The 23,566-nt window shown below is 36.9% G+C and carries 20 protein-coding genes and 2 tRNA genes; 11 read left to right on the top strand and 11 right to left on the bottom strand.

From position 1 onward, the window contains the following. Positions 1–87: 87 nt before the first annotated feature. The 8 genes from ACY650_RS11760 to ACY650_RS11795 are packed head-to-tail and all read left to right on the top strand — an operon-like array spanning position 88 to position 8,760. Complete coding sequence (locus ACY650_RS11760) at positions 88–954, top strand: sulfotransferase domain-containing protein (RefSeq protein WP_462247708.1); 867 nt, start codon at positions 88–90, stop codon at positions 952–954. After that, positions 945–1,892, top strand: a complete 948-nt coding sequence (locus ACY650_RS11765; protein WP_462247710.1) for a sulfotransferase domain-containing protein — start codon at positions 945–947, stop codon at positions 1,890–1,892. The genes ACY650_RS11760 and ACY650_RS11765 overlap by 10 nt, the downstream gene beginning before the upstream one ends. Then, the gene (locus ACY650_RS11770) at positions 1,876–2,874 is read left to right on the top strand and encodes a sulfotransferase family protein (RefSeq protein ID WP_462247712.1); all 999 of its coding nucleotides are present in this window, start codon (positions 1,876–1,878) and stop codon (positions 2,872–2,874) included. Before ACY650_RS11765 ends, ACY650_RS11770 begins: the two co-directional genes overlap by 17 nt. Next, positions 2,861–4,258 (top strand): hypothetical protein, encoded by a 1,398-nt coding sequence (locus ACY650_RS11775; RefSeq protein ID WP_462247714.1) that lies wholly within the window; start codon positions 2,861–2,863, stop codon positions 4,256–4,258. The genes ACY650_RS11770 and ACY650_RS11775 overlap by 14 nt, the downstream gene beginning before the upstream one ends. Next, positions 4,255–5,469, top strand: coding sequence for a glycosyltransferase family 4 protein (locus ACY650_RS11780; RefSeq protein WP_462247715.1), 1,215 nt, complete (start codon positions 4,255–4,257; stop codon positions 5,467–5,469). Before ACY650_RS11775 ends, ACY650_RS11780 begins: the two co-directional genes overlap by 4 nt. A 22-nt stretch (positions 5,470–5,491) precedes the next feature. Beyond that, positions 5,492–6,292 carry an alpha/beta hydrolase gene (locus ACY650_RS11785; protein ID WP_462247716.1) on the top strand — a complete coding sequence of 267 codons (801 nt, stop codon included), beginning with the start codon at positions 5,492–5,494 and terminating at the stop codon, positions 6,290–6,292. 23 nt (positions 6,293–6,315) lie between these two features. Next, positions 6,316–7,332, top strand: a complete 1,017-nt coding sequence (locus ACY650_RS11790; RefSeq protein ID WP_462247717.1) for a hypothetical protein — start codon at positions 6,316–6,318, stop codon at positions 7,330–7,332. Further along, complete coding sequence (locus ACY650_RS11795) at positions 7,333–8,760, top strand: MBOAT family O-acyltransferase (RefSeq protein WP_462247719.1); 1,428 nt, start codon at positions 7,333–7,335, stop codon at positions 8,758–8,760. It begins immediately after the preceding gene. Here the strand turns inward: ACY650_RS11795 and ACY650_RS11800 are convergent. The 7 genes from ACY650_RS11800 to ACY650_RS11830 form a co-directional block, all read right to left on the bottom strand. After that, positions 8,757–9,656 carry a polysaccharide deacetylase family protein gene (locus ACY650_RS11800; RefSeq protein ID WP_462247721.1) on the bottom strand — a complete coding sequence of 300 codons (900 nt, stop codon included), beginning with the start codon at positions 9,654–9,656 and terminating at the stop codon, positions 8,757–8,759. The two genes, ACY650_RS11795 and ACY650_RS11800, sit on opposite strands and share 4 nt — an antisense overlap. Positions 9,657–9,693: 37 nt before the next feature. After that, the gene (locus ACY650_RS11805) at positions 9,694–10,584 is read right to left on the bottom strand and encodes a sulfotransferase family protein (protein ID WP_462247722.1); all 891 of its coding nucleotides are present in this window, start codon (positions 10,582–10,584) and stop codon (positions 9,694–9,696) included. Continuing rightward, the gene (locus ACY650_RS11810; RefSeq protein WP_462247723.1) at positions 10,581–11,705 is read right to left on the bottom strand and encodes a DUF1972 domain-containing protein; all 1,125 of its coding nucleotides are present in this window, start codon (positions 11,703–11,705) and stop codon (positions 10,581–10,583) included. The genes ACY650_RS11805 and ACY650_RS11810 overlap by 4 nt, the downstream gene beginning before the upstream one ends. A gap of 4 nt (positions 11,706–11,709) precedes the next feature. Next, the gene (locus ACY650_RS11815) at positions 11,710–12,969 is read right to left on the bottom strand and encodes a lipopolysaccharide biosynthesis protein (RefSeq protein ID WP_462247725.1); all 1,260 of its coding nucleotides are present in this window, start codon (positions 12,967–12,969) and stop codon (positions 11,710–11,712) included. A gap of 13 nt (positions 12,970–12,982) precedes the next feature. Further along, on the bottom strand, positions 12,983–14,041 hold the full coding sequence (locus ACY650_RS11820) for a hypothetical protein (protein WP_462247727.1): 1,059 nt from the start codon (positions 14,039–14,041) through the stop codon (positions 12,983–12,985). A gap of 7 nt (positions 14,042–14,048) precedes the next feature. Next, a complete protein-coding gene (locus ACY650_RS11825; protein ID WP_462247729.1) occupies positions 14,049–16,568 on the bottom strand; it encodes a polysaccharide biosynthesis/export family protein in 2,520 nt (839 codons plus the stop codon). Positions 16,569–16,713: 145 nt separating this feature from the next. After that, positions 16,714–16,787: transfer RNA gene (locus ACY650_RS11830), tRNA-Arg, on the bottom strand. A gap of 164 nt (positions 16,788–16,951) precedes the next feature. On the opposite strand from ACY650_RS11830, the gene ACY650_RS11835 reads away from it, so the two are divergent. Further along, complete coding sequence (locus ACY650_RS11835) at positions 16,952–17,650, top strand: outer membrane beta-barrel protein (RefSeq protein WP_462247731.1); 699 nt, start codon at positions 16,952–16,954, stop codon at positions 17,648–17,650. Here ACY650_RS11835 and ACY650_RS11840 read toward each other — a convergent pair. After that, positions 17,647–18,249 carry a hypothetical protein gene (locus ACY650_RS11840; RefSeq protein WP_462247732.1) on the bottom strand — a complete coding sequence of 201 codons (603 nt, stop codon included), beginning with the start codon at positions 18,247–18,249 and terminating at the stop codon, positions 17,647–17,649. The genes ACY650_RS11835 and ACY650_RS11840 overlap by 4 nt on opposite strands. Positions 18,250–18,257: 8 nt before the next feature. Further along, positions 18,258–19,694 carry an RNA polymerase factor sigma-54 gene (gene rpoN / locus ACY650_RS11845; RefSeq protein ID WP_462247734.1) on the bottom strand — a complete coding sequence of 479 codons (1,437 nt, stop codon included), beginning with the start codon at positions 19,692–19,694 and terminating at the stop codon, positions 18,258–18,260. A gap of 66 nt (positions 19,695–19,760) precedes the next feature. On the opposite strand from rpoN, the gene asnS reads away from it, so the two are divergent. Both asnS and ACY650_RS11855 read left to right on the top strand, forming a co-directional pair. Beyond that, a complete protein-coding gene (asnS, locus tag ACY650_RS11850; RefSeq protein WP_462247736.1) occupies positions 19,761–21,212 on the top strand; it encodes an asparagine--tRNA ligase in 1,452 nt (483 codons plus the stop codon). A gap of 57 nt (positions 21,213–21,269) precedes the next feature. Continuing rightward, positions 21,270–22,088: a sterol desaturase family protein gene (locus ACY650_RS11855; protein ID WP_462247738.1), complete on the top strand. Its 819-nt coding sequence runs from the start codon at positions 21,270–21,272 to the stop codon at positions 22,086–22,088. Positions 22,089–22,299: 211 nt separating this feature from the next. On the opposite strand, the gene ACY650_RS11860 is transcribed toward ACY650_RS11855, so the two are convergent. Together ACY650_RS11860 and hflX are read right to left on the bottom strand one after the other, a co-directional pair. Beyond that, a tRNA-Arg gene (locus ACY650_RS11860) sits at positions 22,300–22,371 on the bottom strand. 32 nt (positions 22,372–22,403) lie between these two features. Further along, positions 22,404–23,528, bottom strand: a complete 1,125-nt coding sequence (gene hflX, locus ACY650_RS11865; RefSeq protein WP_462247740.1) for a GTPase HflX — start codon at positions 23,526–23,528, stop codon at positions 22,404–22,406. Between the last annotated feature and the right edge of the window lie 38 nt (positions 23,529–23,566).

A 23,566-nucleotide genomic window follows, 5' to 3' on the forward strand; every position in this document is an offset into this window, starting at 1 on the left:
TAATTTGCCAAATTAGTGCTTCAAAATCAATTTTCTAAAACTTTCATTTTTTAGGAGTATCCAAGCCTTTCATCTAATTTTGGTTTAGTGAATAACAGGTCTATTGAAATTGCAATAATTGGTGCGCAGAAATCGGGAACTACTTCAGTACTTAGGTTTCTTGGTAGCATTGATAACCTTTATTCTCATCAGCAGAAAGAATTCACATTTTTTGTAGAAAACGAAGAATATCAAAAAGGCTATGAAGCCGTATTTGGTAGTTATTTTCCAGATTGGAATGGACAGAAAGTAGTTGTGAAAAATGTTGGAATTATGTATTTCGAAGAAGCCGCCAAACGACTTTCAGAACACAATCCAGATTGCAAAATCATAGTCATTCTTCGAAACCCAATCGATCGTGCATATTCACATTTTTGGTATTCAAAGCAGTTGGGATTTGAAAATGAAAATTCCTTTGAAGCCGCTCTCGAACTAGAAGAGAATAGACTCTCAGAAAATGAACAATTTGTTAAACACAACGCATACTTTTCGAGAGGGCTTTATGCGAATCAATTGAAGACTGTATACAAATACTTTGATCCAAGTAATGTGATAGTAGAATTGTATGATGATATGATTGCTGATCAGGAGAAGTTTTATGATGGTCTGTGTCAAAAGTTAGGTCTTAATGCCCCATCAAAACTGCCTTCAGTTAAGAATAGAGGAGGTAGATCTAAAATACCGTATCTCAATAAGCTTGTTCTTCAAGAATCTTCCATTAAGCGGATATCAAAAGTTATGGTACCTAAGCAAATTAGGAAGACAATAGGTGGAGCCATAAAAAAATGGAATAAATCCAATCATCAACCTCCAAGCATGAATCCGCGAACTAGGCAATTGCTACAGGAAAGATATTCGGGACCAAATAAAGAACTTAGTGGTTTTATTAATCGAAACCTCGATTTGTGGAAGTGACGAACACTAAATATGGTTACTTAATTGTTGGAGGCACAACAAAGTCTGCAACTACATCGCTATTCTTCTATCTGAAAGATCATCCGGAGATCTGTGCTTCATCGATAAAGGAAACTCGATATTGGCTAGAAAAAAGCTATCCGGTTAGAGCACACAAGCAATATGAAGGTTTAAATCAATTTGATTACTTCTTTGAGCATTGTAATGCAGGAGTTAAGATGGAAGCTACTCCTGACTACTTATACTCTGAAAATGCGCCTGAAAACTTTAAAAAAGAGCTAGCCAAGAAAGTGAGAATAATTTTTATTCTCAGAGATCCCATCGAGAGACTGATTTCATGGTACAGGTATGCTAAACAAGATGGTTTCATACCCCAAGAAACTTCATTTGAAGATTATGTTAAATCGATGCGAGGTTTAAGTTCCGCGGATGTGAAAAAGCAGCATATGTTGGCGCTCAGACATGGTAATTACATAGACTATATATCAAAGTGGCAGCATTATCTCGATGATAGCCAGATTGGAATATATTTTTTTGAAGACTTAAAAAATGATCCTGCTGGGTTCATGACACAGTTGTGCAGCGATGCGGGTCTTGATGAAAATTTTTTCGCTGACTATAAGTTCAATGTTGCGAACAATTCATTGAATATGAGAAGTGGGAAAATTCATAATTTTTACAAGGTGATTCGGTACAAGGTTAGAACTAAAACACATCGCTATAGAGGATTGCATAAGTTGCTCCAACTTCTAAAGAAAAAATTCGATCCGATCTACATGAAACTTAATGTTCGAAAGGAGGACAATACCCCTGAAATTGATCCAGCTACTTTGAAACATTTACAAGACTATTACCAAGTGGCCAATGATAAACTGAATGATATGATTCAGGGAAGAAATTTATCAGATATATGGAATAGCTATGATTGCCCAAATTAATAGACATTATATCAAACTAGGCTTTTTGGCTGTCTATCGGAGGTTATTAAGTTACTTCGTCTTTGAAGGTCGTCCATTAACCACTAAAGGTCGTTGGATCAATTCATTTGTATTTTTTGGATTCAGAATATTTAATCTTTTCCCGGTATTGAATTCAAAAATATCACCCGTATTTTTAGTTGGTATTGGTAGAAGTGGTACAACCATTTTGGGGAAACTATTGAGCGCGCATTCTAAAATTGGTTACTTGAATGAGCCAAAGGCTATTTGGCATTATTCGTTTGGGAATGAGGATCTAGTTGGAAGTTATGCTTCTCCCGAAACTGAAGCATTTGTAAGGCCAGAATTATCAAACAATGTGAAGGGAAAAGCTAGGCTTAAAAAAGTGTATGCTTGGTATCAAAAGCTCGCTGGCACACCTGTCGTGATTGATAAATATCCAGAATTAATATTTAGAGTAGATGAATTAATTAAGATATTTCCCGAGGCAAAGTTTATTGCTATTTCCAGAAATGGACACGCGGTTGCTGAATCAATACATGAATGGTCTGAAAAACACCATGATCATAGTGAAAGTGCCAATTGGTGGGGGAGGAATGATCGAAAATGGAATATTTTAGTAAATGACATTTTGTCAAATAAGGAGAGGTTGCATTTAAAACCTTTGTTGGAAGCGGAGATTTCCGAAAAAGAAAGGGGCATTGTTGAATGGTGGTATACCATGAGTGAGTTACTGTATTGTGTAAAAAAGCATAATAAGAGGTTCCATTTAGTTCGTCATGAAGATCTTTGTGAAGAACCTGAACGCGAGATTGATGGAATACTTTCTTATTTAGGTTTATCAAAAGAATCCAAAATGATGACTTTTGTGGATCATGAAATAAGTAGTTCTCAGAGGTACCCAAAAACGACAAAAGTTCCTAATCTTTTAAAAGATGAGTTTAATATGATTCAATCAGCCTTTGATTATGAAACGGATTAACTCGTTTACGCTATTGACAATTTTGGTCTTCTTTTTCATTTCGGAAGACTTCATCCTTAAATGGTTGCCAGTAAATGACGTCTTATTTAGTCTGTCTCGATTTGCTGGAGAATTAGCATTATATGGTCTGACAGCTTGGGTCATGATGCTTTATTTTTTAAAGCATGGGAGACTGAGGCTTACGCCTTTGGATGGATGGTTTCTTCTTATGATTTTTACAATGACCATGTCCTCCTTGATCAATGGTTTTGATCTAATTCCCTACATTGTCAAATTAAGAATTTTCTTCAGATATGTTTCTGCATACTACTTAGTGATTCATCTACGACTTGATGAAAAGCAGGTAAAGGGTCTTATAAAAATGATCGTTATCCTTGGTGTATTTCAAGTATCAGTTGGCTTATACCAACAAATTGTTGAAACCCGTCTTTCCAGTTTTTGGCTTCCTCGGGATGTGATTGATATCGGAGATGTTGTAAGGGGTTTTAAAGAAGAAGAAGAATTGAAGCCAGGGCTAATGGTCGGAACAATGTCTATGCATGGTCAATTCGGAGTCTTTATAGCAATAGCATGTGGCCTACTCATGTGTTTGGTTTTCTACCAACGAAAGATGGAGTTATTTGACCCCAAGAGAAACAGCAAAATCATCGTTTTGTCACTATTATTTCTTTTGTTAGGTAATACGCTATCTCACAACAGATCTTCTGTGCTTCTACTAATCCTAGCTTTTCCTTTAGTTGCCAACTTTACTGGAGCAAGAAAGGATCTTTTTAAGCTGACAACTGGTATTACAGTTATTCTGGTCCCGTTGGTTCTTTTTGGATATGGAATTTCAAGTTTTGGCTCGGCGGTAGATAAATTGAATCAGGTTAAAAAATCCGAAGATGAGATAGAAAGCCCGATAGATGAATTGAAAGAAGCATTCGATTCAGAATATTATGAGACCCAGGCAAAGCTTAACAGGCTATGGTATATGCAGGTTGTAGGGACAACGAGTGTGTTGAATCTGAGATTTTTTGGATATGGGCCTAATGAATATGATGCCAGATACAACCTTTGGCAGGAAGGCGCACCAGTTAGAATTCTTGTTTACTCAGCGTTCAAAGATGTTTATTGGTTTAATACTTTAGCACATTTTGGATTTTTTGGAGTATTTGCGCTCGCCGGTATTTTGATTCGGATATATACAGTTTCTAAATCTGTTTATTACAACGAAACCAATGACACTTATAGGTTTATCGCGGTTTACGGAAGGTTTCTAGCATATGCATTTGCCTTTGGAAGTATCTTCGCTGCTTTCTTTGAATTCAGACCGAATATTTTAATTTTCTGGATCATCACTGGAATTGTGGTCAACAGACATTTAGCGCTAAAAAGAAATTGAAAATAGTAAACATAGGAGGGCATTATCGGCTTCGGGGTGGGTCCGATAAATATATGCTTAGCCTAGAAAAACTCCTAAGCCGTTACGGCCATGAGGTCATTCCTTTTTCCGCAAAAAATGAGTTCAACCTTCCAACACCTCACGAACATTACTTTCCTACTGGTGCTTTTTCAGAAAGCAAGCCCTGGAAGGAACCATTCAAACTTTTTTATAACAACGAAGCAAAGAGGAAACTTGAGTCTTTAATTGAGCATGAGAATCCTGATATCGCACATCTACATATATATTATGGGAATTTGACGGTTTCAATATTACAAGCACTCAGAAAATTCAAGATACCAGTCGTTCAAACTTTGCACGAGTATAAACTCATATGCCCTGTTTATACATTAAGAAGAAATAATCAATTTTGTACTGACTGTAACGGAAGGAAATTTTATAAAGCAGCGATTAATCGATGCAAGAATGGAAATATTGTTAGGTCTGCAATTCTAGCAACTCATTCCTATTTTTCAAGGCTAGGTGGTGATATCAAATACATAGACCACTTTATTGCTGTCAGTGACTACCAGCGAAATGTGATTCTTGAGACAGGAATAATCTCCCCCGATCGCATAAGTACTGTACATAACTTTATTGATACACAAGTAGAAGCTGCGTCTAACCATCAAAAAGGAGATTGCTTTGTTTATTTCGGCAGGCTTGATGAGTCAAAAGGTATAGGAACTCTGCTCGCTGCATTCGAAAATTTACCACATATAAGGTTGAAGATTATTGGCGCTGGTCCAATGGAATCTGAAATAAAGGATACGCTAAAAAACAAAGATGCTAAGAACATTGATCTTGTAGGGTTTAAGGAAGGTAAAGAGCTTTTTGATGAAATTTCTTCTGCCATTGCCTCAATTATTCCGTCAATCTGGCCCGAAACTTTTGGCCTTACAATACTTGAATCTTTTTCTCAATCTAAACCTGTGATTGGATCACGAATTGGCGGTATTCAAGAAATTATCACGGATGATAAAAATGGACTGTTATTCAATCCTGGCGATGAAGATGAGTTAAGGCATAAGGTTGAATTTTTGTATTCTGAAAGAAGTGGCAAGGCACTGGCCATGGGTAGGCAAGGTTTGAAGGATTTGCAAACTAAATTTGATAGTAATTCGCACTATCAGTCTATATTAAGAATATATGATGACCTACTCAAGCAATAAATATATTAGCCTTTTAACTTTCATGATAGCCAGCTATCTATGTTTAAGTTGTAAGACTCCTACCGAAAGAACTTTTGTTTATAAAACGTCCAATGGAAGAAGTTTGAAAATGCTTGAGATCTCAACTGGAGATAACGATGCTTTACAATGTGGTATCGTCTTTTTTCATGGAGGTGGATTCATAAAAGGGAATCCTTCACAGTTTAGAAATCAAGCTACTTACCTAGCTTCAAAGGGGGCAAAGTGCTATTTGGTCCAATATAGTTTACAAACTAGTGATCAATTCAATCCGATAGAATCGTTGATAGATGCTAAAGAAGCCATTCAATATCTTCGCAGAAATTCTCAAGTCCTGAATTTGGATAAGAATAAAATAGTGGCAATTGGTGGTTCTGCAGGAGGCTACCTCGCAATTGGGAGTAGCATGTTGAGTGCATATGATAATCAATTGAATGATAAAGCGACATCCTCAGGTCCAAATGCGATCATATTGTTTAACCCATTGATAAATACTGGACCAAAAACCTATGCTTCAAACTTTTTTGATAATAAATTCGAGTTACATTCGCCGTTCCACAATGTAAATAAAGGTTCACCCCCAGTATTAATCATGACAGGAACGGAAGATCAACTTATTAAAATTGAAGAAGTAAGGCAGTTCACGCAGAAGATGGAGTCTGTGGGGAATAGCATTGAATTAATTGAGTATGAAGGCAAAAAACATGGTTTTTTTAACAATCCAAATTCCGAAAGCTATAAATCTACAATAAAAACTATCTATGAATTTTTGCTTGATCTTGAGTTTTTACCCTCAAAAAACTAGTAAGTAATAGTTACTCATTTAGTATGAAAATTTTTATTCGGAAAGTACTGTTATTCCTCTTATTGATTGCAATTGTGAAAGTGGCAACTGAAGCAATTGTTCCATATTACTTTCCATCAACATACTTCCTACAGAAAGAAAAAATTTGGACTAAAAGTGAAGCCAACAGTATTGTTTTTGGATCAAGTCGTTCATTTCGGCACGTAGATCCATCCATACTTAGTGAGGATATAGAAGATATCGATTTTTTTAATTTTGGAATTCCCGCAGCGATTAACCCTGAATTATATTATTTATTTCAAAATTTCATTGAAGAATTAGATTCAGGTGAGGTGAAGGTTATGGCGCTGGAATTATGCATGCTAGATACATTGCAACGACAGAATTTAGAACTTCTAAGAGGATATCATTGGAATAACCCTAATATTTTAAACTATAGTCTTTCTTATATAGAGGAGAGCTCCTGGCCGAATGATTTAAAAAAATCAACAAGAAATAAGTATTTAAAATCTTTTAAAGAGAATGTTTTTTCGCTTAAAAAAATCAAAACGATTCTTATTGGTACGAGATCCTATTTTGGCTTCAATTTCCACCCAATGAATGATTTGGGTTTTTATACCCTCGACAAAGAGGTGCTAGATAACAAAATAATTCAATCGAGAAGAAAAAGCTTTTTGAGTGACACAGCCACACTCACATTGCAAAAGCTAGACGCTATTAATGCAGACGAATTTGCAAACAATCCATTTAACCAAGCCCACCTTGATCGACTTTTGATTTTTAAGGAAATCGCTGATTCTAAAGGGATAGAATTTTTCATAGTCATACCTCCCAAGTTATCGCCAATTGAATATATGGAATTAATGCCTATCAAAAATTCAGTTTTAGCAGATATAGTGATAGATACACATAGCCCGTCGGAATACTCATTTGCTTATTTATTCGATTATTCGTTTGATCAAGCACATATGAATAAGGCTGGATCCGAACGCTATTCAAAACAACTAAGAGAGGAAATTAAAAGAAAGATTAAGAAGTAAATGGCATTTAACTCGATCATATACGGCATTTTCTTAGTTCTGATATTTATCGTCTACTGGTTTTTATTGAAAAAGAGCATTAAACGACAAAATCTTCTCATACTAGGGGCTAGTTGTTTGTTTTATGGTTGGTGGGATTGGAGATTTCTCCTTTTAATCTTCTTCAGTATCGTATTGGATTTTCTTTTGGGCCGCGAAATTTCTAAGACAGACAACCAAAAAAGAAAAAAGTACTTTCTAGCGGTCAGTGTATGGGCTAACCTCTTGCTGCTTGGATTTTTTAAGTATTCAAACTTCTTCATTGAAAGTTTTATTGATGCTAGCAATATGTTAGGTTTTACACCTAATGTTTCATCGCTCAATATTATTCTTCCGGTAGGCATTAGTTTCTACACTTTTCAGACGCTCAGTTATACCATAGATGTTTATCGAGGAAAAATGAAAGCTTGCAATGATTTCATTGTATTTGCCGCATATGTTAGTTTTTTCCCTCAGCTCGTAGCTGGCCCGATTGAGCGTGCAAGAAAGCTAATACCTCAATTTGAAAACGTAAGAGTATTCTCAAGAGTATATGTAGAAGATGGGCTACGTCAAATTTTATGGGGCCTTATCAAGAAGGTTGTGATAGCTGATAATTGTGCAACTATCGTAAATCAGGTTTTTTCTGGGAGTGGCGGATTAGATGGCCCATCTCACTGGATAGGAATGATATTTTTTGCATTTCAGATCTATGGAGATTTTTCAGGATACTCAGATATAGCGATTGGAAGTGCACGACTTTTTGGCTTTAACCTTTCTCAAAATTTTGCTTACCCATTCTTTTCACGCAATTACGCAGAATTTTGGAGAAGATGGCACATTAGTCTATCAACTTGGTTTAGAGACTACTTCTATATTGCAGTAGGAGGGGGCAAACAAAAGATCAGAAACTTTATGCTTCTGTTTATCATTAGTGGAATGTGGCATGGAGCAAGCTGGAACTTTATAATTTGGGGGGCGTTGAATGGTTTGCTTTTTTTGCCATCTATTGCCTGGAAAATTGGAGGGAAGTACTCAGGTGTAGCCTCGCAAGGAAGATTGTTTCCAACACTGATTGATTCTTGGCGTATTTCAAAGACATTCTTGTCGCTTTGTATTACCTATATTTTCTTTAGAGCCAAAGATTTGGATGGGGTGCTAGCGTACTATCGAGGACTGGCTGTAGGAAACGGATCCGGTTCAATACTCAATCCAGAATCATTATTAACATTGATTTTAATATTAGCTTTTCTGGTAATCGAATGGAATGGGAGAGAAAATCAGTATGCCATAGAGAAAATGGTAGAAAAGCAGACTACTACGGTTCGTTGGATTTGTTACATATTACTCGTTGTGACTCTCGGGGCCTTTGCAGGGGAGTCTCAGCAGTTTGTTTACTTCCAATTCTAAGCCTGCGCCCGAGCTAACGTTGTAAAAAGTTCTTCAGATCCTTTCAACGTCAATTCTTTTTGCTCTATAATTTCCTGTCGCTCTAAGACATTACTAATAGAAGTAAACTCAAATTGCCCAAGGACTTTTTTTAGTTTATCCAAAGAAGAGGCTAAACCATAATAGCTTTTAAATCTTCTCATTGCTGAAAGTCCTGGTAATGTCCGCTGATCAGGATCAAAATCTCTTGGATGAAAATATGTCATAAAATACTGACTGTTATTTGTCCATCGCTTGAATATTTCAGTCGGCAAAAGTCTAAAATATCCACCCCCTGAAAGGAACAATTCTTTGTTTAGAAATCTTAGGCTATTAACATAAAGTAGATCTAATTTTTGACCCTTATGGTTTAAATAATAAATTCCATTAAAATTATTGGGATCGAAGCCTTCAAATTCTTTAGCCAGTATAGATGGTCTTAGCGAACAATCTACTTTAATGCCACACTCCATTAATGTATCAAAAGCCCATAGTGATTCTGAATTGATCGAAAATCCGGGAGCTCTATACATCGTTACTTTATTGCCGATAATATTTTCTAAAACATCCAACGATTTAGTCAAATCATCATAAAACTCTTCTTTGCTTTGCTTATAAACAAGTTGATGATAGTATCCGTGACTCCCAATGTCATGTCCATCTTTATGGAGTTTTTTAATAAGCTCAGGGTATTTTTCAGCTACCCAACCAAGGCAAAAGAAGGTGGCTTTGATATTGTATTGGTTGAGTACTTCGCGCAATACTTCCGTATTGTACTCCACTCTTTTTTCAAAAGAGTGCCAGTTATTAATATCTCTGGATGCATCTACATCCAAAATATGAAACCATTCTTCTAGATCGAATGTAAGGATTCTCATAAATTCTTAATCAGGCGGAATTGGTAGTATATCAAAATTACTTTAACCAATCGAACTTCTGGCCAGTAATTTCCTCAAGTTTTAAAATATCTTCTTTAAAGTAGCTATTTAGGTAACTGCGACTTCCTTCATCAATCTTCAATTTGGCGATTGATGAAGCTGCAACTCTTTCTAAAACTTTCCTTGGGATTAAATGTTTGGCAAGTTCTCTTACAATAGGTGATATAGGGTTAGATCGGCTGAGAACGAAAGAGGAAAGTTTGTTTTTAGGCATTCCGGAAGGGTTAAACCTCTGGTTTTCCATAAAGTCTACATTTTCATCAACTTCCAAAAAATGCAATACCTTCCGAACAACATTTAGTGAAGATTCAAACATGTCTTCTTGCCTGACAATTAGAACATTCGTGAATCTATCCAAGAAGGATTTGACTTGTTTTGAATACAAACCAGCTCTTTTGTAAGCCCATAGCATATCCCAATTGTCTGCCAATCTAATTTCTTCCTGGTCAAGCCCTTGCCTGAAGGTTAGCTTTTCTCTTCTATCTCTCACCAAATTAGTATAGGAAGAAAATGCCCTGTCTACTGGGTTTCTTAATGAAATTATGATTTTAATGTCCCCGAGATACTCATAGACTGATTCTGCAACTTTTTCATGATAGTACAAGTACTCTGGAGTTGCCTCTCCGATAAGTTTTTCATCTCTGCCACCAAAGAGTTTCAAATATTGCTCTTCACTTGTCACTCTAAATCGATCGATATAATGATCTCCTATTCCGTTTTGTGGAAAATCTATCGCTGGGGTAGAGAAGAACTTAGGCTCCTTCAACTTTGGAAGAAAAATGTCTTTATGCTGATTGAGATAGTGATATAATGCAGTTGTTCCTCCCTTTACGGCACCTACAATCAAGAATGATGGCTTTCTCTTCATTTGATACTCCTAAAAAGTTGTTGGTATTTTGAGGTTATATCAGGCCATGAGTATGATTCCAATGCCCTTGATTTTAGCTTAATTTTCTTTTCTTCTACTTCTTTTAAGTTCTCATGGTCTTCAACTTTTGAGAATATCTTACTCAACTCTTCAGCAGTGGAAAAATAATAACCATCATTTGAAGTTACTTCTCTGTTGAATACGTTATCATGACAGATGCATAAGTTTGTTGAGTTCATTGCTTCTAATAAAGAAGGATTAGTCCCACCCACGCTGTGTCCGTGAAGATATGAAAAGCATGATGCACGCGCTATGCTCAATTCATTCTCTTCGTAAAGCCCACCAATAAATCGAATATTCTCATTCTCATACTTCAATAATTCTTTCACGTATTTGGTATCTAATGTTCTCCCCACAATAATAAGCGGGTACTTTGGGTTAGACACCATTCTATATCCCTCTAAAATTAGATGAACGTTGTTTTCAGGTTCTAATCTTGATACAACCAAATGGTACGCTTTATCTTTCAAGTTATACCTCTTAAGCATTTCTTTGATTTGATCATTTTGATTTGCTTCTGAAACAAATTGGTTTGGTTCAGATCCATAGGCAATTACACTAAAGTTTTTTCTCTTTCTGAAAGATTCAAAGAGTACCGTCTTTATCGCCTCAGAGTCAAAAACCATTCTATTGCTTAACGTGTAACTAACTTTGAATAAGAATGAAAGCAATATTTTTTTTATGCCGCTGTACTTATCTCGCTTCCATCCTAAGCCGTCTGGATTTGTGATATAAGTCTTCCCAAAAATTTGAGGAATCCACATCGAAAGGGAACCAAGAACCCCGCAAGAGTAAATGATATCAGCGTCTAGACATCTCAAATGAGAGTCTAGCATATATAAATTTGGGTACTTAGATTTATTGAAAATACTATACCTAAGGGAGACGTTCGATATCTTTTTGAGGTTAGAAAATTTACCTTTTTGATCTCTTTCGCAAAGGACTGTAACTTGAAATTCATTTTCGAGAGATAAAGCCAATTTCTCTACAAAGGTTTCGAAACCTCCATGATTGGCAGGTATTCCCCTACTTCCTACAAAAGCGATATGAGTTTTCGACAAAGGCTTAGATTTTTTGTTTGATAATTCTTAAAACAGTAAATAATTCTAATCCATAAAGGAGTAAGAAGCAGACGAGCAGTGATATGGATGCACCTAATAACCCAAACTTAATAGTACCTATTGTTAACGAAACAATTAGCAATATTAAGCAGCTCAATAGTATTTGGATCAGCTTTTTCTCATGACCCAGCATTTTGAGAAATACTTGAAAGGGAGAAAAAGTAAATTGTAAAACAGAGCAAAACGATATAACAATTAGAACTTCGTAACCTGCATCAAAACCATCTCCAAAGAGGTTTAGAAGTTGCCTCCCAAAAAGGAATTGAACTAAAATAAATGCAGAGCCTACCATAATACCAACTTTAGCATTTCTAAATGTTGCATTCTTGACTTTTTTCCAGTCTTTACTTTCGGAGTAAGCCTCTTGAAGTTCCGGCATAAGCCCTGTATTAAAAACAAAAGTCAACAGTTTTATTATGATAGAAATCCTTGAAGCAGCTGCATAAATTCCAAGTTCTGCAGGACCCAAGAAAAATGCGACTACAATCAGATCTACATTCTGAATCAAATTATAAAGTGCTGATATACTAAAGAAGCTTTTACTCTTGGTTAGGATTTCTTGCTTAAAGTTGAATTTAAATAGCCGGATTTCATTTTTTCGGGCCACCTTAATGGCGTAAAACCAATTGATTAGTCGACTGGCAAGGAATATGAGACCAAGGTGCAAGTAATTTAGGTCACTTACAGATTGCCAATAAAACACCATAAGGATTAACAAAATTCCGTTTATTAGTGCGCCATCGAGTAGAAGACTCAGAGGCAATTTTTTTAGTGAAACCAATACAAACGATAGGATTTTGGACAGAATGTGAAATGTCAGACCCCACGAAAAAATTTTAATGAAAATTCCAGCGTCTCGAGTTTCAAAAATGTCATCGATAAATTCAGTTGGAATTACATTAATTATGATTGTAATTGAAAGGGCAGTTATTGCTGCAATTCCAAGTGAAGAAGCAAAGACTTCATCTCTTTTGGAAATATTAGTTGAAGGATATTCTTTAATAATGACTTCCCTGAATCCAAAAACAGCAACAATAAGAATCAGTTGATACGCTCTTTGAGCAAATGATACGATGCCTAATGTGTCTGCACCGTAGTGTCTGCTTATCAAAATGATACATAAGATACCAGAGGCAGCACCAATTAACCTGATTAGAACTGCTGAGAAATTTTTCCCTACGAATGGTAATAATTTGTCAGCCATCTATCTTTTACAATCATTCCGTAGACTTGGAATATCCGACAAATTTTTTGAAGAAAGGAGCCATCACAATTATTGAGCCTACTAAGAGGCCAAATGTCCCAAAGAATATTAAATAAAGCATGCCACTCGGGCTGGCTTTTTCATATGGAATTATTACAGGTTTTATAACCACGAATTGAGGAATACTTTTATTTAGATCTAATTCCGTAAGCTCTTTTTCATTTAGAATTTGATCATAGATTCTTTCTTTAATACGCAGGTTCGACTCAAGTCTTTCGAATTCAATTTTAGCTGTGTTACTTGTGATGATCAGGTTCCTGTCCGCAAAAAGTGATAGTTCTTCTTGAGCTTCTTCAAACTCTTTTTTCTTCTTTTCAAGAGTGGAAACTATGTATTCGTATTCATTACTTATTTCCGTCGTCTTATAATCAACGATTGCTTGTTGCAACATGGCCTCAACATGCTTTGCCATTTGGGCTGCTAGAATTGCTTCAGGCATTTCTACAGCAATCGTTACCGCACCGTCTTCTTGTTCAGTTAAAATATTAATTCGTTCTTCTAATTCTGATATAACCATAAAGTCCTCATCTGAAAGTTTAATGAAGGATAGGTCTATTGATTCAGACTCTCTACTTGGTACAATTAGGCTTTTCAACTTTTTAGGCAACTTGGCTACTTTTCCCAGCACACTTGGTTCATAAACATTGACTATATAGTCTCTGAATGTTGAAGTGTCGCCTGTGGAAAGAATTAATGGTAACTCTGCAAGTTTCAATCTTACTTCAACATTGTTAACCAATTTGGGAAATAGAATAGGAGAGAGTCCACCTTCTTGTTCCGGTACTTTTAGTCCCGCAATTTTAGCTACGCCAGCCAAGTCCCCAAGACTACTTGAAGCAGTGACAGTAGGAATGAAATTGGAGGTGGCTAGGTAATACTTGCCTGACATAAAATAAATAACGACACCGGAAATTGAGCCAATTAAAATGGCAAGGGCCAGCGTCCTCCAGCCTTTTATTAATGGTTCAATAATGTCCGAGAACCCTAATTCATCATTTACAGGTTTATCCATCTAAATGTCAATTTAAAATTCTATCTATTACTAGAATTAGCGAAGCCATAGCACTTGCAGAAGCAATTATTCCTTGCACATTGGCCGGATTTTTAGGTTGTTTTTGAATAATTACTACTGTTGATCCAGGAGATACTTTTGGGTAAATCCCGATTCCTAAGAAATTTTTTATTCTCCTTCTTTCACCGTTAGGTAGCTGAACGTAGCTTCTTTTCTTATTTGCTCCTTCAGTAAAACCACCTGCTTTTTTTATGTAGTACTTCGCTTTCTTTCCTCCTTCATAAGGTATAGCCAGAGTTGCGACCACTTCACCAACAACTTTAACAGTTTCCTGCTTAATAGGGACTGAAATCACGTCACCTGGCCTAAGAATTAAGTTAGATTTATCATCCTTTCCTTCAAGGATCGAATAAAGATCTATGATGACTGGCTCTTGAGTTTTCAAGTCTTCAGTGATTTCTTCGTCTGGGTCGTATGAAAGATCCAAAACAGAGTTGTATTTAATTAACTGACCTTGATAATCTACTGTATTATCAGATCTTGATTTTCCTTCTAAAGTCTTAACTCTTTCAAGTAGTTCAGATTTAACTTCTTCTCGGTCGCTAAATGATCCAGCGAGTATTTTGCTTCTCAATTCTTTAAGAATTTCCTCATTTACTTCGTACCTGTTTAAGTTTCTTTTTGATAATAGTGGTTTTCGTATCAAAATGGCAGCCTGAAGATCTGCATATTCTGTAGGTCCTCCAGCGCGAAGTATAACATCTTTTAGCGTCTCATCTTTTTTAGATATATAATATGTTCCTGGGTACCTTACTTCTCCTTCGAGCGTGACTTCTGCATCAAGATTCCTTGTATCATTTACCCTTATATAAACTTTATCGCTTGGTAAAATTTCATTTTTTGAATCTTTGGAAAAGTTCCAATTCATAAGATCAAAATCTACTCCATTTTCATTTAGTCTAAGGACCTCGACAAGCTGACCAGCAAAACGTGTGGAACCTTGAGCTAATAGGACTAAATCCTGTAAGGTCATATTTTTAAAATATGGGTAAATCCCGGGGCTATGAACCTCCCCTAAGATGGAGACCACTGCTTCTCCTTCAAGATCATAACTAGAAGGGACAGAGACTATGTCATTTGGCTCAAGCATCAATTCTTTGTTTTCAGAAACAGATAAAACCTCTTGCGAGTAATCGTCTTTAATCCTGTATAGAGAGATTGCATTCAAAGCAGCATCGCCTCTAAGTGTAGCTTTTTGGAGCAAATCAGTAAGTTTCATGCCTTCAACCAGTTGGTAGTCACCAGGTCTTTCTACTGCCCCAGTAATAGAAATTTTATTTGAGAATTTCGAAAGAATTTTACTTACTCTGATTTTGTCACCATTTTGTAACTGAAAATTTGAGTATTGTTCCTTGGAGACTTCCAAAAGCTCAAGGTTGTTTTCCCCATAGCGTTCAACGAAAATGTCACCCTTTAGCGCAGTGGCAGAAAATCCACCAGCATAGCTAATTAAATCTTCAATTGTCTCATCCTCTAGCATTTCAAATCTTGCAGGCCTGCGGATGTCACCATCAATATTGACTGTGATATCAGTGTCTTTAATCAAAATAACATCCCCGCTCTGAACTCTGATATCCCCGTTTCTCTTCCCCTCTAATAAATATCCATAAAGATCAATTTCACTAACAGCTTCGTTTTCACGAATAACTCTAATTTTTCTGAAAGTACCATCTTTACTTGGCCCTCCAGCCGCTTCTACTGCAGTGAATGCGGTAGATAATGAAGATAGAGAGTAGGTTCCCGGGTTTTTAACGCTTCCTACAACCTGAACTTCGACTAGACGGATTCGCGTCAGCCCCAGTTCGTAATTGATAGATGGCGGATTGCCATTCAATCCTGAATAATATTGAGACATTCTGCTGATAATTTTTCGTTCAGCCTGCTTAATGGTTAATCCGGATACATAGATAGGTCGAATCCCTTTGGGTCTTACCGTCCCTTCATCGCTTACTGTCAGGTCAAAATATTGTTGAGTAGCTCCCCAGAAGTCTAATAATAATTCATCGCCCGGGCCTAATGTATAATCGGATGGTGTAGGTACATCCAGCCTTGGCTCAAAGCTTGATCGCGAATTTGAAAACAAATCCATACCGAAAATTTTCACACTGTCCTCAGCATAAATAACAGGTGTCTCGATGTCTGTATTGGTATTAAGGTCACTTTCATCTACATCTTTAGTTATGGTTGGAACATCATCGAAATTTGTAGATGTTGTTGATTGATTAGATGCTTCAATAAGTTTAGTTAGCTGAGAAATCTGATCTTCTGACAATCCTTGGGCGCGAGCGATTACCTCAAAATCTGAAGTAGAGAATCCCCTTGCTGTTAATTCAGATTGTATGAGCTGTATTTGCTCGGGAGTAATTGAAGAAACGTCTCCAATATCTAACAAGGAAATTTGTCCATAAATAGAAAGCGACAAGAAGGTAAGGCACACATAGGTCGCAATGCGAGTAATCTTTGGCATAAAGAATGATTTTCTTTCCCTACAATATTAGCATTCTACCCTCGAAGTGGTATCGGAAAATCGATAAAAAATATAAATGAGTTGGTCAAATGTTAATTGTAAGAATGCTAAATACCAAAAAAGCCTAGCGATGCTAGGCTTTAAGTGAACTCGGAGGGATTCGAACCCCCAATCTCCTGGGCCGTAACCAGGTGCATTATCCAGTTGTGCTACGAGTCCTTTGGGAGCGCAAAACTAACAATTATGCATTAAAATTTTCGTTACTGCTCCATGATTCTATCTTTGCCGAAATTTTTCTAGGTGATGGCTTTGAATCATTTAACATTCGTTAAGAACTAATAACAGGAAAAAGCCACTTCTTTGCAGGAATTATGATAAAAAACATGAGATATATTTTCGGAGTACTAATCGTATTTTTAGTAGTGAGTGCTTCAGCACAAGAGGAAAAAGAATTGAAACGACCAGATATTCCAGGTGAAGTAATGGTAGATGTTGGCTTCAATGTTTGGTCATCTATGCCAGGTGCACTAGAGAGAAGAAATTGGGCTGCCAAGTCAATCGCTATTTATTACACCAAAAGAAAAGCTTTCGGAAGTAAGTTTTCGTTTAATTATGGAATTGGACTTGGTCTAGAGAAAATGAGTTTGGGAGATTCGTCTACACTATTTAGTAACAAAGTTGTGGATGATACATTGCGAGCTGTTTCTGTTGGAGCAAACACAGATAATTATAGCAAGAATAAACTTGCGATGACCTATCTGGATATTCCAGTAGAATTTAGATTTCACCCACTAGGTAGCCAAGATGGGGAAGGACTATTCCTTGGCGTTGGAGGTATTGTAGGCTTAAGACTAAATGCGCATACAAAATGGAAGTATGATCTTAATGGTGAGACTGTACGAGAGAAAAATTCTGGAAAATTCAACCTGAATTCTTTCCGATATGGATATCAAATTCGGGCGGGTTTTAGAGGTGTACATCTATTTTATAAAAGGTATGTTTCCAATGTATTTAATGATGCTTTCCCTGACGGATCTAACCCTGTTATGACAACAGTTGGAATTAATCTAACCGGATTCTAAATAAACCATAGCATCACCAGAAAGCTATACCAGAATCCAAACATAGCACCTGACCATACTTCTTTTGGTTGATGGTATCCTAGATGAAGCCTGCTGGTTCCAGTTAAACCGGCAGATATAATTAATGCGTAATAATAACCACCAAGGTCAATTCCCATGGTAATGATAAGGGCGCTTACGAAACCTACACCACTCCATATGGCCGCTGCGTGGATGCTTATTTTAAACCACGCTGTAATTATTGATAGTAGAATTATCAACACAGTGACGCCAATCATAACTGTCATGAATACTGGTCCCATTTCCAATTTCACTAAGAATAGGTAGGATGATGCCGCATAATAAAATGCAATGAAGATGAATGGCTTAATACGTTCTTTTCGATCAGTCAATTCTAGATTAGAAATGAAAGAAAACGTCTTTAATAAAAAGATACTTAAAGCCGGCATCACACAGGTTGTAATGAAAATAACCAATATAAATTGAGAGGCTGCTTGAGGAATTACACGAGGAAATAGTTCAGGAGCTTCTTGGAAAAGCACATAGCTTAAATAGGTCGCCATGAGCAATGGGTGGCAAACCACCGAGATAATCTTCATTAGAATTTTCAAAGCTCTTTTCTGAGGCGTGCCACAGGTATGTTTAATTGCTCCCTATATTTCGCGACTGTTCTTCTTGCAATATTATAGCCACATTCTTTTAAAGCCTTTTCAAGTTTTTCATCGGAAAGAGGCTTTGATTTATCCTCTTCATCAATGAATGATTTAAGCTTATTCTTGACTTCTCTGCTACTTACATCCTCACCAGATTCTGTTGAAATACCTTCCGAAAAGAAGTATTTGAGTGGAAATACTCCAAATTCTGTTTGAACAGCTTTGCTACTAGCTACTCTTGATACCGTTGAAATATCCATGTTAATTTTCTCAGCAATATCTTTTAGTATCATTGGCTTCAACTTACTTTCATCTCCTTCAAGAAAGTAATCATACTGGAAGTCAATAATTGCCTGCATGGTGTTTAGTAATGTCTGCTGTCTTTGACGAATGGCGTCTATAAACCACTTTGCAGAATCTAGTTTTTGCTTGATAAATGAAACGGTTTCCTTAAGCTTCTTATCTTTTTTATCACTTTTATCATATGCCTGCAACATTTCGGAATATGATCGACTGATCTTCAGCTGTGGAGCGTTCCTTGAGTTTAGCGAAAGCTCTAGTTTCTCATCATTGTTAGTTAGGATGAAGTCTGGTATGACATATTGGGTTTTGGCAACTTCATCTCCCGTGCCTCCAGGCTTCGGGTTTAACTTGGTAATTAAATATATAGCCTCTCTTAGCAAGTCCTCATCAGTAAGGCTAAGTTTTCGAGAAATCTTTTCGTAATGCTTTTTTGAAAATTCATTAAAGCATGAGTCTATGATACGTCTTGCTATCTGTACCGTCTCGCTATCATCATCTTTTCTTTCCAATTGAAGGGAAAGACACTCCTGAAGACTTCTTGCTCCAACTCCTGCAGGGTCAAAATTTTGAATTTTGTACAGGAGGTCTTCTAACTCTTCTTCGTCAGTTTCAACTCCCTGAGAAAAAGCCAGATCATTGACTATAGCCTCGAGTTCTCGACGAATGTATCCATCTGAGTCAATACTGCCAATTAGTTGCCTACCAAGAACCTCTTGTCTTTCATCAAGTTTTAAATAGCCTAGCTGTGAGATTAAGTGTTCATGCAAACTCTTACCAACTGAGATCGGAGACTCTTTATCTTCTTCATCTGGATTGCGACCATCTCCTTGCATCTTATATCCAGCATAATCATCCTGAAGGTAATCTTCTATGCTTTCAGCAGGATTCTCAAACTCCTCTTCGTAATCATCATTTTGATCTTCAGATTCTTTCTCCTCTTTTCCTTCTTCTAAGGCTGGGTTTACCTCTAACTCTTCTTCAACACGAGCTTCTAGTTCTGCGGTTGGTACTTGCAGAAGTTTTATGAACTGAATCTGCTGGGGAGACAGCTTCTGTTGTAATGATTGAGTTAAAGAGAGTTTTTGCATTATTTAAATCCTAATATGTCAAAAATATCACATTCGTTACTTTTGCCGCGCAAATATTTAATCAAGGTGGATAAAATTAGAAGAACAAAAATCAGGCAAATTCTTAACGATGGAAAATCGGGACAAGAATTATGTGTAAAAGGATGGGTGAGAACTAAGCGAGAAAGCAAGAATGTGGCGTTTGTTGCTTTAAATGACGGCTCCACAATTAATAATTTGCAACTAGTGATAGACGTTCCGAAAGTTGATGAAGAATTATTAAGAAAAATCACAACTGGAGCAAGTCTATCAGTACTAGGGAAACTTGCCGAATCACAAGGAGCGGGTCAGGCATTAGAACTTTTAGTTGAAAGTGTTGAAGTACTTGGAGAGGCTCATCCGGACGAATATCCTCTCCAACCGAAAAGGCATTCGTTGGAATTTCTTAGAGAAATCGCTCACCTAAGGCCACGTACAAATACCTTTGGCGCTGTTTTTCGGGTCAAGCACGAAATGGCATATGCGCTACATACTTTTTTTCATAAGAAAGGATTCTTATATGTACATACTCCAATCCTAACTGCGTCAGATGCAGAGGGTGCCGGTGAGACTTTTAGAGTTACAACTTTGGATTTGAACAATGTTCCAAAAACCGAAGATGGAGATATTGACTTCAAACAAGATTTTTTCGAAAAGGAGACAAACCTGACTGTTTCAGGCCAATTGGAAGGAGAATTAGCAGCTTTAGCTGTATCTGATATATATACGTTTGGACCTACTTTCAGAGCCGAGAATAGCAATACAGCAAGACACTTAGCTGAATTTTGGATGGTGGAGCCTGAAATGGCATTTTATGATTTAGACGATACAATGGACCTTGCTGAGGAGATGTTAAGGTACATGGTTAAGCATGCACTCGAACATTGTAAAGATGATTTACAATTTTTGAACAAGCGGGCTGAAGACGAAGAAAAAGCCAAACCGCAGCATCAAAGATCAGAAATGAGTCTTTTAGAGAGACTTCAGTTTGTAGCTGATAATGAATTTGAACGTGTTTCTTATACTGATGCCATTGAAATTCTAAGACGCTCTAAGCCTAATCAAAAGAAGAAGTTTCAGTTTTTAATAGATGAATGGGGAGATGATTTGCAGTCTGAGCACGAAAGATTTCTAGTTGAGAAACACTTTAAAAAACCAGTCATCCTTTATAACTATCCAAAAGGAATTAAGGCCTTCTATATGCGTCAAAATGATGACGACAAGACAGTTGCTGCAATGGATGTATTGTTCCCAGGGATAGGAGAAATAGTAGGAGGATCTCAGCGTGAAGAGCGTAAGGCAAACTTGGAAACACGTATGGCGGAAATGAATATCCCGAGTGAAGAGCTGTCTTGGTACTTAGATACCAGAAGATTTGGAACGGTACCTCATAGTGGATATGGGCTAGGTTTTGAGCGTATGATCCAATTTGTAACAGGTATGGGTAACATACGAGATGTAATACCTTTCCCGAGGACTCCTGGTAATTGCGAATTTTAAGATCAAACAATTTGGCTGTCACTTAGTATATTCGTTAGAATTTTTAAGTAGTAAGTGATGGAAGAATTTCTGAATTTTTTTGCTGGATTGACAACTGTTCAAAAGATTGCCTGGGTTGGAATATGCCTTGCATTCTTTTTTATCCTGGAGAATATTATCCCATTGGTTAGGCATGATTATAAGCGCCTGAAGCATGATGGAGTAAATCTGTTTTTTTTAGCACTACTGATGATTATCAATGTAGCATATGGAGTCTTACTGCTAGGTGTAATGAATTGGACAACAGAAGCAGAGTTTGGTATTTTAAACTGGATTGCAATGCCTACTTGGGCTGCTCTTTTAGTTTCTTTTGTTGCGCTAGATTTAGTTTCTCAATATTTCGCACACTTTTTACTCCATAGAGTAAAGTGGATGTGGAAATTACATTTGGTGCATCATAGTGATACTAAAGTAGACTTGACCACCGGTGTACGTCAGCATCCGATAGAATTTGTATTAAGAGAAACTTTGGCACTCATCACATTTGTAATTTTTGGCATGCCAATAGCGTATTACCTTTTTTACCGAACCATTACGATATTCTTCACTTATTGGACGCATGCAAATATTCAATTGCCAAAAGGATTGGATAGAGCGCTTAGCTTCATCATTATTACTCCAAATACGCATAAATTTCACCATCACTTCGAACGTCCATGGACTGATTCTAACTTTGGGAATGTGCTGTCCATTTGGGATAGAATGTTTGGTACGTTTACCTATGATGATACCTCGAAGATTAAGTATGGATTGGATGTGACAGATGGTAGTAGGGATGAGGATATCAAATATCAATTAGGTCTGCCTTTTAACAAATCTGTAAAAACGGATTATTGATTTCAATTACACCTAAGATTTGGAGGTGATTTGATATAAGGAAGGGCCCTTATAAAATAAGGACCCCTGAGTCACCACAACCCATAACTGATTCAAACTTCATTGTAGCTAAATCAGATATATCTGTATAACGTGAGTTTAAGCTGTTTATGCTTCTAGGGATAAAGACAAGCGGAAAAGTAATTGGTGACCTAGTGGTGTAAGTAATAAGTGGCCCCGGCGAGAATCGAACTCACATCTAAAGTTTAGGAAACTTCTATTCTATCCATTGAACTACGGGGCCAGAATTAGAAGAAAGACAAAAGTATGCCAAAACTAATACACCTCAGGATGCATATAATTTGGATAGATTTTCATGTGCACTTTTTTGACTTCTTCAGTAAGTAATGCTCTTAATTCAGGAATTCCGCCACCTGTCTTAGCACTTATTTTTATAGACAAACCATTACCTGTTGCAGTCAATTCTTCTTCCAAACGATCGATCTTATTAAATACTTTAATTGTAGTGATTTCCCCGGCACCAATTTCACCTAAAGTTTCATCAACTACTCTAATGTGATCTTCATAAGATGGGTTTGAGGCATCGATAACATGTAGCAATATGTCTGCCTCCATCACTTCTGCTAGGGTTGATTTAAAAGATTCAATAAGTGAGTGAGGGAGCTTTCTGATAAACCCAACAGTGTCGGACAATAAGAATGGGAGGTTGTTGAGTACTACCTTTCGTACGGTTGAGTCTACTGTTGCAAACAATTCATCTTTTGCATACACTTTTTCCTTACTCATCAGCTTCATCAGAGTTGATTTACCAGCATTCGTATAACCAACTAATGCAACCCTAACAATACCACCTCTAGATTTTCTTTGAGTTTGAGACTGCTTTTCGATTTTCTCAAGCTTCTTTTTGAGAACATTTATTTGATCCCGAATTGCACGTCTGTCTGTCTCTATTTCTTTTTCACCTGCGCCCCCTCGAGTACCAGTACCCCCTCTTTGTCTTTCGAGGTGTGTCCACATTCTTGTGAGGCGGGGTAATAAATATTGGAATCTGGCTAATTCTACTTGTGTCTTAGCTTGGGCTGTTTTTGCTCTTTTTAGAAAAATGTCCAGAATCAGCAAGCTTCTATCGTAAATTTTAACCTTTAACTCACGCTCTAAATTTCGAAGTTGAGAAGGTGAGAGATCATCATCGAAAACCACGACGTCTACCTTTTCCATTTTACAAAAGGTATTTATTTCTTCGAGTTTACCTTTCCCAACAAATGTTTTTGGATCAGGGTGTTCAAGCTTTTGAGTGAATTTCCCCTGAATTTCAATTTGTAATGTTTGGGATAGAAACTCTAATTCGTCCATCATCTCTTGAAGGCGTTCGTCAGATTCCGACTTAGAGCCGATTGCTACCAATATTCCTCGGGCGTTCTTTTTTGCAGTTTCGATCATATTCCTCGCAAAGTTTGTCAATAAGCGATAGCTTACAA

The organism is Ekhidna sp., assembly GCF_963691765.1.
Lineage (GTDB): Bacteria > Bacteroidota > Bacteroidia > Cytophagales > Cyclobacteriaceae > Ekhidna.